Raw genomic sequence first — 13999 nt, 5'->3', positions numbered from 1 at the left:
GCTTTCACTGCCGGAGGCGCCTTGGTAAGAACGCTGCCGGAACTCCTTCCAACAGAAAAGCGATTGATCCCAATGGTTACACGTCGTGATGTTGCATCGATTGTCGGACTTGGCGCGATGGCTGCGGCGACGCTGGCCTCCCCGGCCGTGGCGCAGACCGCCGATACCAACGAATCGACCTTCGCCCGCATCCGCCGCACCAAGAAGATGCGGATCGGCGCGGTCGGCGGCGGCGCACCCTATTACATGAAGGATCTTTCGACCGGCCAGTGGAAGGGATTTTACGTCGATATCGCCAAGGCGCTTGCCGAGGACATGGAGGCCGAGCTCGAGATCACCGAGACCACTTGGGGCAATTCGGTGCTCGACCTGCAGTCCAACAAGATCGACATCTTCTTCGGCCTCAACCCGACCCCGAAGCGCGCGCTGGTGGTCGACTTCTCGGTGCCGGTCTTCAACAATGCCTTCGGCATCCTCTGCAAGAAGGACTTCAAGCCGAAGAGCTGGGCCGAGCTGAATTCGCCGGACGTCAAGATCGCGGTCGACCAGGGCTCCTCGCACGACCAGGTCGTCAGCCGCCTGACGCCGAAGGCGCAGATCTCGCGGCTGAAGACCGCCGACGACGCCACCGCCGCGCTGCAGACCGGCCGCGTCGATGCGCAGTGCCTGATCACGATGCTGTCGCTGACCGTGCTGAAGAAAAACCCTTCGCTCGGCCAGTTCGTGCTGCCGACGCCGATCTTCGCCACGACGTCGAACGCCGGCTTCCGCCGCGAGACCGACAAGACCTGGCGCGACTACGTCAACACCTGGATCGACTTCAACAAGGGCCTCGGCTTCATCCGCAACGCAATCATCACCAACATGGAGCTGGTGGGCGTGACCGAAGCGGACATTCCGCCGGGCGTTTCGTTGTAAGGTGTGATGAGCGCCTGAGTCTCCGCACGTCATGGCCGGGCTTGTCCCGGCCATCCACGTCTGACCCGCGCCACCAAGAACGTGGATGCCCGGGACAAGCCCGGGCATGACGACAAGTTTCGGGTATGAGTTAAGCACGCATGTATCAGTGGGACTTCGGCATCCTCTGGAGCTATCGCTGGCTCTTTCTCAACGGGCTCGGCGTTACCGTTGGCTTTACCGTGGTCATCGTCGTGCTCGGCCTCGTCTTCGGTCTGTTCGGCGCGTTCGGCACCCTGTCGCGCTTTCGTGCGGTGCGCCTGATCGCGCTCACCTTCATCGAGGCGTTCCGCTGCACGCCGATCCTGGTGCAGCTGATCTGGTTCTATTACGCGCTGCCGATCCTGGCGGGTGTCGAGATGACGCCGATCACGGCCTCGGCGCTGGCGCTCTCGCTGTATGGCGGCTCGTTCTATTCGGAGATCATCCGTGGCGGCATCATCTCGATCGATCGCGGCCAGTCCGAAGCCGGCGCCGCGCTCGGCATGACGCCGGGCCAGAGCATGCGGCGCATCGTGCTGCCGCAGGCGATCAAGCGCATGATCCCGGCGCTGATGAACCAGTCGATCATCCAGTTCAAGAACACCTCGCTGGTCTCGGTGCTGGCGGTGCCTGATCTGGTCTATCAGAGCCAGGTCGCCGCCCATGACAGCTACCGTCCGCTGGAAACCTACACCGCAGTCGCGGTCGCCTATGCGGCGATCCTGATTCCCCTGACCATCATGGTCCGGCGCGGCGAGAAACGACTGGCGGTCGGCGAATGAGCGACACCTCTTCCAAGATCGAGATCCGGGCGCTGCGCAAAAGCTTTGGCAGCAACGAGGTCTTGAAGAGCATCAGCCTCGACGTCGCCAAGGGTGGTGTCGTGGCGCTGATCGGCCCATCCGGGTCCGGCAAGTCGACGCTGCTCCGCTGCATCAACCTCCTGGTGACGCCCGACGGCGGCAGCGTCCGCGTCGGAGAGACGCGCTTTGCTTTTGGAGAAAGCACAAAGCTGCCGGACGTGAAGACGCTGGCAAGATTCCGCGCCACCACCGGCATGGTGTTCCAGCATTTTAATCTGTTCCCGCACATGACGACGCTCCAGAACGTGATGGAGGGACCAGTCACGGTGCGGCGCATGGCCAGGGCCGACGCCGAGAAGCTGGCGCGCGCGCAGCTCGCCAAGGTGGGCCTTGCAGAGAAGGCCGATCAATATCCGGCAACGCTCTCCGGCGGACAGAAGCAGCGCGTCGCGATTGCGCGGGCGCTCGCGATGGAGCCGGACGTGATGCTGTTCGACGAGGCCACCTCCGCGCTTGATCCCGAGCTTGTCGGCGAGGTGCTCGCCGTGATCCAGCAGCTGGCGTCGGAGGGCATGACCATGGTGATCGTGACCCATGAGATCGCCTTCGCCCGCGAGGTTGCCGATCGCCTCATCTTCATGCGCGACGGCGTCGTGGTCGAGGAAGGCCCGGCGCGGCAGGTCATCGATCATCCGCAGGCAGCGGCGACGCGCGCCTTCCTCAGCCATTTTCACCGCACCGGCGCATTGCCGCCGGCCACAACGGCATCATGATGTCCGACATCAATCGCGTCTATCTCGTCACCGGCGCCGCCAGCGGCATCGGCCGCGCCACCGCAAAACTGCTCGCGGCGCCCGGCGTTGGGCTCGTGCTGCATACCCGATCGAACGAGGACGGACTCAAGGCGACCGCGGCGGAAGCCAAAGCAAGCGGCGCGGCTGTTGCGACATGCCTCGGCGATCTAGCCAATGAAGTGGCCCTGACGCTTGCTTGCGCGACCGCCCATCTCGATTTTGGCCGGCTTGACGGATTGATCCTGGTCGGAGGTCACGCCCGGCGCGGCAGTGCGATCGGCACGCCTGCGGATCAATTCCTGCAGGCGATGGACGAATCGGCCCTCGCCTTCACACGTTTCGTCAAGCTTGCTCTTCCGCAGCTGCGTGCGGGACGAGATGCGCGGATCGTGGCGGTGTCGTCGTTCGTTGCGCACGCGATCCGGCCGGAGTTCGCGCCCTTCGCAGCGACGGCCGCGAGCCGTTCCGCGCTCGAAGCGCTGGTCCGGCTCACCGCAGTCGAGCTCGCCAAGGAGGGCATCACCGTCAACGCCGTCGCGCCGGGCCTCATCGTCAAAGACAAGCCCAGCGAAAGCCGGCTGTCACCCGAGCAGATCGCCGCGACCGAGGCGCTGATCCCGATGGGCCGTCGCGGGCGGCCGGAGGAAGTCGCCGAGATCATCGCCTTCCTGGCCTCCCCGAAAGCATCCTACGTCACCGGCCAGGTCTGGCACGTCAATGGGGGCCTGACATGACCGAAGCGACCGTCGAACGCATCAGGCTGTTCCTGATCGAGAGCCCGATCAAGATGGCGCGCCTCCAGGGTGTCGGCAACGTCAAGGGCACGGTGAAGCGCGTGCTGATCGAGCTCACTTCGAGCGACGGCGTGATCGGCTGGGGCGAGGCCGCACCGTGGGAAGTGTTCACGGGAACGCCGGAAGCGGCCTTCTCCGCGCTCGACATCTATTTGCGGCCGATCGTGATGGGCAAGTCGGTGCGCCGCATCCGCGCGCTGATGGCCGAGCTCGATCGCGCGCTGGTCGGACATGCCGAAGCCAAGGTCGCGATCGAAATGGCGCTGCTCGACATCGTCGGCAAATCGTCGGGACTTTCGGTCGCCGACCTGCTCGGCGGCCGCGTGCGCGACACGATCCCGCTGTCGTTCTCGATCGCCGATCCGGATTTCGCCGCCGATCTCGAACGCATGCGGAAAATGGTTCCGGACGGCAATGTCATCTACAAGGTCAAGACCGGCGTGAAATCGCATCGCGAGGATCTCGATCATCTCGCGGCGATCCGCAACGAGTTCGGCGACAAGGTCAATCTTCGCGTCGATTACAACCAGGCCTTAGCGCCATTCGGCGCCATCAAGATCCTGCGCGACGTCGAGCAGTTTGCGCCGACCTTCATCGAACAGCCGGTACCGCGCAAATATCTCGACGTGATGGCGCAGCTCACCGCGGCGCTGGAAACGCCGGTGCTCGCGGACGAAAGCTGCTTCGACCGCCGCGACATGATGGAGGTGGTGCGCCGCGAGGCGGCAGATGCCGTCTCGATCAAGCTGATGAAGGCCGGCGGCCTGTTCGAGGCGCAGGCGATCATGGCGATCGCCGACACCGCCGGCCTGCCCGGCTATGGCGGCACGCTGTGGGAGGGCGGCATCGGGCTCGCCGCCGGCACGCAGCTGATCGCGGCGACGCCGGGAATCTCGCTCGGCTGCGAATTCTACATGCCGCATCACGTGCTAACCGAGGACGTGCTGGAAGAGCGCGTCGCCAACCGCGGCGGCCACGTCGTGGTGCCCGACGGCCCCGGTCTCGGCATCCGCGTTAGCGAAGCCTCGGTTCGCGCCAATGCGCGGGTGCTGGCGGAGGGGTAAGACGTCACCACGCATTCGCTGTCGTCCCGGCGAAGGCCGGGACCCATAACCGCAGGGAGATGTTTTGCGAAGATTTGGTCGTTCGGGATTAGCATCAACCGCAATCGATAGACCTCGCGGTATGGGTCCCGGCCTTCGCCGGGACGACAACGCTGCATGCTGCCCCTGCGGGCTCCTATCCTTCCCCTCGCCAACTCCGTATCGTATGGTCCGGCCAATCGCGCCCGATCCCGTCGGGCGATCTGGAAACTCCATATGTCCGAACCCGCCTGGTCGCTGCACTCCCGCCTGAAAGAGGACACCATCGACATCGGCGATTTGCCGCTGTCCAAGGTCTTGGTCATCAAGGACGCGCATTATCCCTGGCTGCTGCTGGTGCCGCGGCGCGCGGATGCGGTCGAGATCATCGATCTCGACGAGGTGCAGCAGGCGCAGTTGATGACGGAGATCTCCCGCGTCTCGCGCGCGCTGAAGGAGATCACCGGATGCGACAAGCTCAACATCGCGGCACTCGGCAACCTCGTGCCGCAGCTTCACGTCCACGTCATCGCGCGCCGCACCAGTGATGCCGCCTGGCCGCGGCCGGTCTGGGGCGTGATGCAGCCCTTGGCGCACGACGCTACCGAGGTGCAGAGTTTCATCAGCGCGCTTCGCCGCAAGATCTGGTTGGGTTGAAAGAACAAGACATGTCAGCATTCGACTCGTTTCCGCTGGGGCAGCCGGCCTTCGTCACCAACATTCTCGACCGTGCCGCGCATCTGCGCCGCGATGACGAAAAGCTGTTCGCGCTGGAGCAGAAGCCGACCTCGCGCGCCTATGTGGTCTACCGCGACTCGCTACTGGTGAAGCGCGACGGCGACAAAGTGCGCGCGCTGCTCGGAATCGACGAGGCGCTGAAATGCGGCGCCAATCCCGGCACGATCTTCTTAGGCTTGCGCGACGGCGCCGCGATGTTCGGGATGGGCCTGTCGCAGGCCGCTTCCGAGAAGCTGGTCGGGCGCGAGGACTACGCCCTCAACGAGCTGCGCGGCATGGCGATGCAGGGCGCGGTGCCGCCGCAGGAGCTGTCGGCGATCGCGATGGCGAAGTCGATGGTGAGCTGGCATCAGCGCCACGGCTATTGCGCCAATTGCGGCACGCGCAGCGCGATGAAGGAAGGCGGCTGGAAGCGGGAGTGCCCCAGTTGCAAGGCCGAGCACTTTCCGCGGACCGATCCCGTCGTGATCATGCACGTCGCCTCCGGCGAAAGGTGCCTGCTCGGCCGCCAGAAACAGTTTCCGCCGGGCATGTATTCCTGCCTCGCCGGTTTCGTCGAGGCGGCCGAAACCATCGAGGACGCGGTGCGCCGCGAGATCCTCGAAGAATCCGGGATCCGCTGCACCGACGTGCAGTATTACATGACCCAGCCCTGGCCCTATCCGTCGTCGCTGATGATCGGCTGCAGCGCGCGGGCGGTGAGCGAGGACATCGTCGTCGATCATTCCGAACTGGAGGATGCGCGCTGGTTCACGCGCGAGGAGGCCGCTCTGATGCTGACGCGGACGCATCCGGACGGGCTCGCGGGCCCGCATCCATTTGCGATTGCGCATCACCTGCTCGGCCGCTGGGTGCACGACAAGAGCTGACCGCCGATGGCGCACTCTGTGATCGGGCCGCGCATCCTCTGCATCGGCATTCCCGTGCGCGACCTGACCTTTCGTGTCGAGGCCGTGCCCGCGCGCGGCAGCAAGGCCAACGCCACGCATCTCGCGGAGATCTGCGGCGGCAACGCGCTCAATGCCGCGATCGCCATCGCGCGGCTTGGCGGCCGCGTCTCCTTCGCAGGTCCGATGGGCGATGCGCAGGAGACGTCGAGCGGCTTCATTCTCGAGCGCATGAGATCCGAAAATATCGAGACAAGCCATATCGTGCGCATACCTCATGCGACCACGCCCGTCTCTGCCATCATCATTGACGCGACGGGCGAGCGAACGCTCACGATCTATCGCGATCCGACCCTGTGGACAGTCGAGCTGCCCGACGCCGACAAGCTGCTCGCCGATTGTCGGGCGGTCCTCGTCGAGAGCCGCTGCGCATCGTTCTGCACGGACCTCTGCACTGAGGCACGCCGGCGCGGCATTGCCGTCATCGTCGGCGTCGATCGCGCGATGTCGTTGCAGGACGGCCTGCTCACGGCCGCCTCGCATTTGCTGTTCGCCAGCGAACAGGTGCAGGAGACCGCCGGCATCGCCGATGACGGCGAGGCGTTGCAGCGCCTGGCCGCGCTCACGCCCGCCTTCCTCGCCGCCACCCGCGGCCCGCGCGGCACGATCTGGCTGAACGAGAGCGCCGAGCTGGAGCAGACGCCGGCTGTCCCGGTTCAGGCTGTCGATACGCTCGGCGCCGGCGACGTCTTCCATGGCGCCTTCACGCTTCGCCTCGCCGAAGGCGGCGGCGTGCGGGAGGCGCTGCAATTCGCCGCGGCCGCCGCAGCGCTGAAATGCACCCGTCACGGCGGCGGCCTGGCCGCTCCGCAACGCGTTGAAGTTGAAGAGCTTTTGCGAGGCGGGCAGCAGAGGGATTCCACTGATGCGGCGAGAATATAGGCTTGCCGTGGAAAGATTTTCTCTATATCAGGGAAATCAGCCCTTGATATGGAACAAAGTTCTTCAAATGACCGATCTCGCCGTCCCGCTCCCCGAGACCAGCCGCCGCCTCGACGCCATCGACCGCAAGATTCTGATGGTGCTGCAGGATGATGCCTCCCTCTCCGTCGCCGAGATCGGCGACCGCGTCGGCCTGTCCTCGACCCCCTGCTGGAAGCGCATCCAGCGCCTGGAGGCCGATGGCGTGATCACCAAGCGGGTGGCACTGGTCGACCAGAACAAGATCGGGCTCGGCATCTCCGTGTTCGTGTCGGTCGAGAGCTCCGACCATTCCGACGCCTGGCTCAAGAAGTTCGCCGACGCCGTCAGCGCCATGCCGGAGGTGATGGAGTTCTATCGCATGGCCGGCGACGTCGACTACATGCTGCGCGTCGTCGTCGCGGACATGCAGGCCTATGACGTGTTCTACAAAAAGCTGATCAGCGCCGTGCCGCTGAAGAACGTCACCTCGCGCTTCGCGATGGAGAAGATCAAGTCGGTCACCGCGCTGCCGATCCCGGCGGTGGTGGCGGCTTAAGGTTTACTCGCTGGCGCGGACTTTATCGGTCATCGTCATGGCCGGGCTTGTCCCGGCCATCCACGCGTATCGACACAGCGAGAAGAACGTGGATGCCCGGGACAAGCCCGGGCATGACGGCCGGAGTTGCACCTCAGATCTTCTGATTGTACTCGCCGACTTCGGGATGGGTGCGCAGCACGCTGTTCACCATCTCGAACATGTCGTGCATGCGCTGCTCGGAGACCGGGCTCTCGACCACGACGACGAGCTCGGGCTTGTTGGAGGAGGCGCGCACCAGGCCCCAGCTGCCGTCCTCGACCGTGACGCGGACGCCGTTGACGGTGACGAGATCGCGGATCGCCTGGCCGCCGATCTTGGCGCCCTTGGCCTGCAAGCCCTCGAAGTGCTTCACCACCTTGTCGATGACGCCGTACTTCACCTCGTCGCCGCAATGCGGCGACATGGTCGGCGACGACCAGGTCTTCGGCAGCGCGTTCTTGAGATCGGCCATCGACTTGCCGGACGCGCGATCGAGCATGTCGCAGATCGCGAGCGCCGACACCAGACCGTCGTCATAGCCGCGTCCATACGGCTTGTTGAAGAAGAAGTGGCCGGACTTCTCGAAGCCGGCGAGCGCACCCGTCTCATGGGTGCGGCGCTTCATGTAGGAATGGCCGGTCTTCCAATAGGTGGTTTTTGCACCCTGCTTCTGCAGTACCGGATCGGTGATGAACAGGCCGGTCGACTTCACGTCGACGATGAACTGCGCATCCTTGTGGATCGCGGACATGTCGCGCGCCAGCATCACACCGACCTTGTCGGCAAAGATCTCCTCGCCGGTGTTGTCGACGACGCCGCAGCGATCGCCGTCACCGTCGAAGCCGAGACCCACATCGGCCTTGTGCTGCAGCACCGCGTCGCGGATCGCGTGCAGCATCTCCATGTCTTCAGGGTTCGGATTGTATTTCGGGAAGGTATGGTCGAGCTCGGTGTCGAGCGGGATCACCTCGCAGCCGATCGCCTCCAGCACCTGCGGCGCGAACGCGCCGGCGGTGCCGTTGCCGCAGGCCGCGACGACCTTGAGCTTGCGCTTGAGCTTCGGACGGCTGGTGAGATCGGCGATGTAGCGCGCCGGATAATTCTCGTGGAATTGATAGGAGCCGCCGGCCTTGTTCTTGAACTCGGCGCCCAGCACGATCTCCTTCAACCGCGTCATCTCGTCGGGGCCGAAGGTCAGCGGGCGGTTGGCGCCCATCTTCACGCCGGTCCAGCCATTGTCGTTGTGCGAGGCCGTAACCATGGCACAGCAGGGCACGTCGAGGTCGAACTGCGCGAAATAGGCCATCGGCGTCACCGCGAGCCCGATGTCGTGCACCTTGCAGCCTGCTGCCATCAGGCCGGAAATCAGCGCATATTTGATCGAGGCCGAATAGCCGCGGAAATCATGACCGGTGACGATCTCTTGCTTGACGCCGAGCTCCGCGATCAGCGCGCCCAGCCCCATGCCGAGCGCCTGGATTCCCATCAGGTTGATTTCCTTCTGGAACAACCAGCGCGCGTCGTATTCGCGAAAGCCCGTGGCCTTCACCATCGGCTCGGATTCGAAGGCATAGGTGTTGGGCAGCAACACGGATTTCGGCTTGGGGAACATTGAGACGGTCTCGTGAAAAAGAGCCAGATTTAATGCAGCCTTAGCGAATGCCGGGCTGCAGCGGAAGGCAGGAATGGCAGCTTATGGATGATAATTGCGGCAGTTTGGTAACGGGGAAATCTGGCCGCGAGAGTGGCCGAAATAGTGATCTTCTTGAAATATGTGATCGCTGGAGCCTTTGGAAGGACCTTACTGCTCCAGCACCATCTGGCCGTTGGCGTATTCGAAGCGCTTGAGGCGGGAGAGGAAGGAGAGGCCGAGCAGGTTCTCGGACAGCGCCTCGTCGGGCAACACCATGGCATCGACGTCGCGCACGATAAGCCCGCCGACATCGAGCATGGCGATGCGGGTGCGCGCGGCCTTGATGGTGCCGTTGGCGGTGGAGACGGTGGCGTTGTAATCGCCGCGCGAGGGCCGCAGGCCGAAACGGGCGGCCGAGGTCTCGTTCAGCGCCACCACGGAGGCGCCGGTGTCGACCATGAAGCCGATGCGCTGGCCTTCGATCCGGCCCTCGGTCTGGAAGTGGCCGCGGCCATCGCGGGGGATGTTGAGGCTGCGGCCGCCGGCCGGCGCGGTGGACGCGACTGCTACCGTACGCGGCACCGACGTCGCCGAAGCGGAGCTCATCCTGTCCGCCATCTGCGCCATGAACGTGCCGAGGCCGATCATGATCGCCGCGAAGATCATTAAGTTACGCATCACACCACTCGAAGCCGAAGCTCGATTTCACCACGCGGCAGGCCGCTCCGCGAGCGACGCTGCGGCCAGAGCTGTGCTATTTTGACGAAAAGGATGAGCGGACGGTTAATGCGTGTTCGGAACGCTCACGTCCCGCGCGGCTTGACCCGCCGGGTCGGCGGCGCATTCGCCGGATCTTCCGGCCAGGGATGGCGCGGGTAGCGACCGCGCAAATCGGAGCGCACGGCGCTGTAGCTGCCGCGCCAGAAACCGGGCAGATCGCGCGTGACCTGCACCGGGCGCTGCGCCGGCGACAGCAGCTCCAGCACCAGCGGCACCTTGCCGGCGGCGATCGAGGGATGGGTGTTGAGGCCGAACAATTCCTGCAGCCGCACCGCGATGGTCGGCCCCTGCTCGGCTTCGTAGTCGATCGCGAGCACGCTGCCGGTCGGGGCCTCGAAATGCGTCGGCGCCTCGCGGTCGAGCCGCGCGCGCATCTCCCACGGCAACAACGCCATCAACGCGTCGGAGAGATCGCCGGCGGAGATATCCTTCAGCGCGATCTTGTCGTAGAGCGCCGGCACCAGCCAATCGTCGCGCCGCGCGATCAACCCGTCGTCCGAGAGATCAGGCCAGCTATCGCCCTCGGCCTTGCGCAAGAACATCACGCGGTCGCGCCATTGTCTTGCGGCCTTCGACCAGGGCAGCCGGTCGAGGCCGGCGGCGATCAGCCCGTCTGCGAAGATGCGCGCGGTGTCCTCCGAGGGCGACACGGCAAGTGTCGCCTCGGAGAGCGTGATCGCGTGCAGCGCGCGCTTGCGCCGCGCCCGGAGGGCCATCGCGCCGCGATCGAACGAGATCTCCTCGACGGATTCGATATGCTCAGCGAAATGCCGCTCGATCTCGTCCTGCGAGATTTGCGCTGCGAGCAGAATGCGCCCGCTCGCCGCCGTGCCGGTCATCTCGCCGATCGCGATATAGGGCGCGCGGGCGAGCGAGGAAGTTTGATCTACGGCAGCACCTCGACCGTTGGCGAGCACGAAGCTGCCGTTGCCGCGGTTGCGTGCGACGCGGTCCGGGAAGGCGTAGGCCAGCATCAGGCCGGTCGAGAGATCACCTTCGCCGGCCGCCGTCTTCTCTGACGCCGCCACCTGCGAGGCCCAGCGCCGCGCGAGGTCGCGCGCGCTTGCGGCCCGCGGGGAACGGTCGCGGCGGAACTGATCGCGACGGTGCTCGAGATCGACGCTGTCGCCGCCGAGCCCGCGCTCGGTGATGATGGCGGCGATCTCGGCGGCGGCCTCGCCCTCGCCGGCACGATGCGAATCCACGATCATGCGCGCGAGCCGCGGCGGCAGCGCCAGCGCGCGCAGGCTCTTGCCCTCCGCGGTGATGCGGCCATCGGCATTGAGCGCGTTGAGCTCGGCGAGCAGGCTTTTTGCTTCTTTCCAGGCCGGCTGCGGCGGCGGGTCGAGAAACGACAGCGCGGCAGGGTCGGCGACGCCCCATTGCGCGAGATCGAGCACCAGCGAGGACAGATCGGCGCTGAGGATCTCGGGCTGGGTGTAGGGCGCGAGCGAGGCTGTCTGAGGTTCGTCCCAGAGCCGGTAGCACACGCCCGGCTCGGTGCGGCCGGCGCGGCCGCGGCGCTGGTCCGCTGCAGCGCGCGAGACGCGCACGGTCTCGAGCCGGGTCAGGCCGATGTCGGGCTCGTAGCGCGGCACGCGGGCGAGACCGGAATCGACCACGATGCGCACGCCCTCGATGGTGAGCGAGGTCTCCGCGATCGAGGTCGCCAGCACCACCTTGCGCGTGCCTTTAGGTGCAGGTGAGATGGCACGGTCCTGCACGGCGGCGTCGAGCGCGCCGAACAGGGGAACAATCTCGATCGAAGCGTCCTGCACGCGTTCGCCGAGGAGGTTCTGCGTCCGGCGGATTTCGGCGGCGCCCGGCAGGAACGCCAGCACCGAGCCGGCATCGGCGCGTAGCGCCGAGGCGATCGCATCCGCCATCTGCCGCTCCACCGGCGCGTCCGCCTTGCGGCCGAGATAGCGCGTCTCCACCGGAAAGGCGCGACCCTCGCTTTCGACGACGGGCGCTTCGCCGAGCAATCTTGCCACGCGGGCGCCATCGAGCGTGGCCGACATCACGAGGATGCGCAAATCCTCGCGCAGGCCGGTCTGCGCATCGCGCGCGAGCGCGAGGCCCATATCGGCGTCGAGCGAGCGCTCGTGGAATTCGTCGAACAGGACGGCGGCGATGCCCGAAAGTTCGGGATCGTCGAGGATCTGGCGGGTAAAGATGCCCTCCGTCACCACCTCGATGCGGGTCGCGCGCGAGATTTTCGAGCCGAAGCGGACACGATAGCCGACGGTCTCACCGGCGCGTTCGCCCAGTGATTTGGCCATGCGGTCGGCGCTGGCGCGCGCCGCGATGCGCCGCGGCTCCAGCACGATGATCTTCCTGCCCTTGACCCAAGGGGCATCGAGCAGCGCCAGCGGCACGCGCGTGGTCTTGCCGGCGCCCGGCGGCGCCACCAGCACGGCGGCATGATGCGCCCCCAGCGTGCGCGAGAGCTCGTCGAGCACGGCATCGATCGGGAGGGGCGTGTCGAAACTGCGGGGCAAATATCTCGCTTCCGTCATCACCCGCCTTGTGCGCACTTGCGCACTGGTGCGGGTGATCCAGTAAACTCGGATCTCGGCTGTTACGAAGATCGCGGATTACTGGATACCCCGCCTTTGCGGGGTATGACAATCATATGCCGCTATCAGCCCTGCACCGGCGGTCGTCCAATGCTCTCATAGACGAAGCCGGCCGCAGCCATTTCTTCGGGGCGGTAGATGTTGCGCAGATCGACGATGACGGGCTGGGCCATGGTCGCCTTCAGCCGGTCGAGATCGAGCGCCCGGAACTGCACCCATTCGGTGACGATCACGATCGCGTCGGCGCCTTCCGCGCAGGAATAGGCGTCCTCGCAATAAATGATGCTGGGCAGCTCGCTCTTCGCCTGCTCCATGCCGACGGGATCGAAGGCCTTCACCTTCGCGCCCATGTCGATCAAGCCCGTAACCAGCGGGATCGACGGCGCATCGCGCATGTCGTCGGTGTCGGGCTTGAAGGTGAGGCCGAGCACAGCGATGGTCTTGCCGCGCAGCGAGCCGCCTAGCGCCTGGCTGACCTTGCGGGCCATCGCGCGCTTGCGGTTCTCGTTGACCGCGAGCACGGATTCGACGATGCGAAGGCTCACATCGTAATCCTGCGCGATCTTGATCAGCGCCTTGGTGTCCTTCGGAAAGCACGAGCCGCCGAAGCCTGGGCCGGCATGCAGGAATTTGGTACCGATGCGGTTGTCCAGGCCAATGCCGCGGGCGACCTCCTGCACGTTGGCGCCGGCCTTTTCGGAGAGGTCGGCGATCTCGTTGATGAAGGTGATCTTGGTCGCGAGGAACGCGTTGGCGGCGTATTTGATCATCTCGGCGGTGCGGCGTTCCGTGAACATCAGCGGCGCCTGGTTCAGCGACAGCGGCCGATAGATGTCGCTCATCACCTTGCGGCCGCGCTCGTCGGAGGTGCCGACGACGATGCGGTCGGGGAATTTGAAGTCGCGGATCGCCGCGCCCTCGCGCAGGAATTCGGGGTTCGAGGCGACGACGACTTCGGCCTTGGGATTGGTCTCGCGGATGATGCGCTCGACCTCGTCGCCGGTGCCGACCGGAACGGTCGACTTGGTCACGACGACGGTGAAGCCGGACAGTGACTGCGCGATCTCTTTCGCGGCCGCATAGACGTAGGACAGATCGGCGTGGCCGTCACCGCGGCGCGACGGCGTGCCGACCGCGATGAAGACAGCATCGGCATCCGCGACCGGCTTGGACAAATCGGTGGTGAACTCCAGCCGCTTGGCCTTCACATTCGTCGCGACCAGTTCGTCAAGCCCGGGCTCATAGATCGGGATCTCGCCGCGATGAAGTGCCGCGATCTTCTTTTCGTCCTTATCGACGCAAATGACGTCGTGACCGAAATCCGCAAAGCAGGCCCCGGACACCAGTCCCACATAGCCCGTGCCGATCATAGCAATGCGCATGAAAAACCCTGTTTGGCTTGGTTAACGAAACCGCAATTCCAAGGCGGT

13 protein-coding genes are annotated in these 13999 nt (G+C 65.3%); 9 read left to right on the top strand and 4 right to left on the bottom strand.

Annotated elements, in window-relative coordinates; translation table 11 throughout:
• Positions 1–72 precede the first annotated feature (72 nt).
• The 9 genes from AC0L3U_RS27330 (at position 73) to AC0L3U_RS27290 (ending at position 7556) form a co-directional block, all read left to right on the top strand.
• Positions 73–918: a transporter substrate-binding domain-containing protein gene (locus AC0L3U_RS27330; protein WP_473345537.1), complete on the top strand. Its 846-nt coding sequence runs from the start codon at positions 73–75 to the stop codon at positions 916–918.
• Positions 919–1058: 140 nt separating this feature from the next.
• Entirely contained in the window at positions 1059–1721 is a 663-nt protein-coding gene (locus AC0L3U_RS27325; protein WP_247285426.1) for an amino acid ABC transporter permease, read from the top strand.
• Entirely contained in the window at positions 1718–2515 is a 798-nt protein-coding gene (locus tag AC0L3U_RS27320) for an amino acid ABC transporter ATP-binding protein (RefSeq protein WP_473363902.1), read from the top strand. The genes AC0L3U_RS27325 and AC0L3U_RS27320 overlap by 4 nt, the downstream gene beginning before the upstream one ends.
• Positions 2515–3270, top strand: coding sequence for an SDR family NAD(P)-dependent oxidoreductase (locus AC0L3U_RS27315; RefSeq protein ID WP_473363920.1), 756 nt, complete (start codon positions 2515–2517; stop codon positions 3268–3270). The genes AC0L3U_RS27320 and AC0L3U_RS27315 overlap by 1 nt, the downstream gene beginning before the upstream one ends.
• A complete protein-coding gene (locus AC0L3U_RS27310; RefSeq protein WP_473363901.1) occupies positions 3267–4394 on the top strand; it encodes a muconate cycloisomerase family protein in 1128 nt (375 codons plus the stop codon). Before AC0L3U_RS27315 ends, AC0L3U_RS27310 begins: the two co-directional genes overlap by 4 nt.
• Positions 4395–4649: 255 nt before the next feature.
• Positions 4650–5069, top strand: coding sequence for an HIT domain-containing protein (locus AC0L3U_RS27305; protein WP_473293174.1), 420 nt, complete (start codon positions 4650–4652; stop codon positions 5067–5069).
• An 11-nt stretch (positions 5070–5080) separates the two neighbouring features.
• Positions 5081–6019, top strand: coding sequence for an NAD(+) diphosphatase (gene nudC, locus AC0L3U_RS27300; protein ID WP_473363900.1), 939 nt, complete (start codon positions 5081–5083; stop codon positions 6017–6019).
• 6 nt (positions 6020–6025) lie between these two features.
• Entirely contained in the window at positions 6026–6979 is a 954-nt protein-coding gene (locus AC0L3U_RS27295) for a sugar kinase (RefSeq protein ID WP_473363899.1), read from the top strand.
• Between the two features lie 67 nt (positions 6980–7046).
• On the top strand, positions 7047–7556 hold the full coding sequence (locus tag AC0L3U_RS27290; protein WP_027514344.1) for an Lrp/AsnC family transcriptional regulator: 510 nt from the start codon (positions 7047–7049) through the stop codon (positions 7554–7556).
• 133 nt (positions 7557–7689) lie between these two features.
• On the opposite strand, the gene AC0L3U_RS27285 is transcribed toward AC0L3U_RS27290, so the two are convergent.
• The 4 genes from AC0L3U_RS27285 to AC0L3U_RS27270 form a co-directional block, all read right to left on the bottom strand.
• A complete protein-coding gene (locus AC0L3U_RS27285; protein WP_473363898.1) occupies positions 7690–9189 on the bottom strand; it encodes a phosphomannomutase/phosphoglucomutase in 1500 nt (499 codons plus the stop codon).
• A 189-nt stretch (positions 9190–9378) separates the two neighbouring features.
• Positions 9379–9888 carry a TIGR02281 family clan AA aspartic protease gene (locus AC0L3U_RS27280; RefSeq protein WP_473363897.1) on the bottom strand — a complete coding sequence of 170 codons (510 nt, stop codon included), beginning with the start codon at positions 9886–9888 and terminating at the stop codon, positions 9379–9381.
• 125 nt (positions 9889–10013) lie between these two features.
• Entirely contained in the window at positions 10014–12491 is a 2478-nt protein-coding gene (gene hrpB, locus AC0L3U_RS27275; protein ID WP_473363919.1) for an ATP-dependent helicase HrpB, read from the bottom strand.
• Positions 12492–12634: 143 nt separating this feature from the next.
• Complete coding sequence (locus tag AC0L3U_RS27270; protein WP_473363896.1) at positions 12635–13951, bottom strand: UDP-glucose dehydrogenase family protein; 1317 nt, start codon at positions 13949–13951, stop codon at positions 12635–12637.
• Positions 13952–13999: the final 48 nt, after the last annotated feature.

The organism is Bradyrhizobium sp. Kon69 (assembly GCF_055807515.1).
Note: the sequence above shows the minus strand (reverse complement) of the source record. Positions and strands in the feature narration are given on the sequence as shown.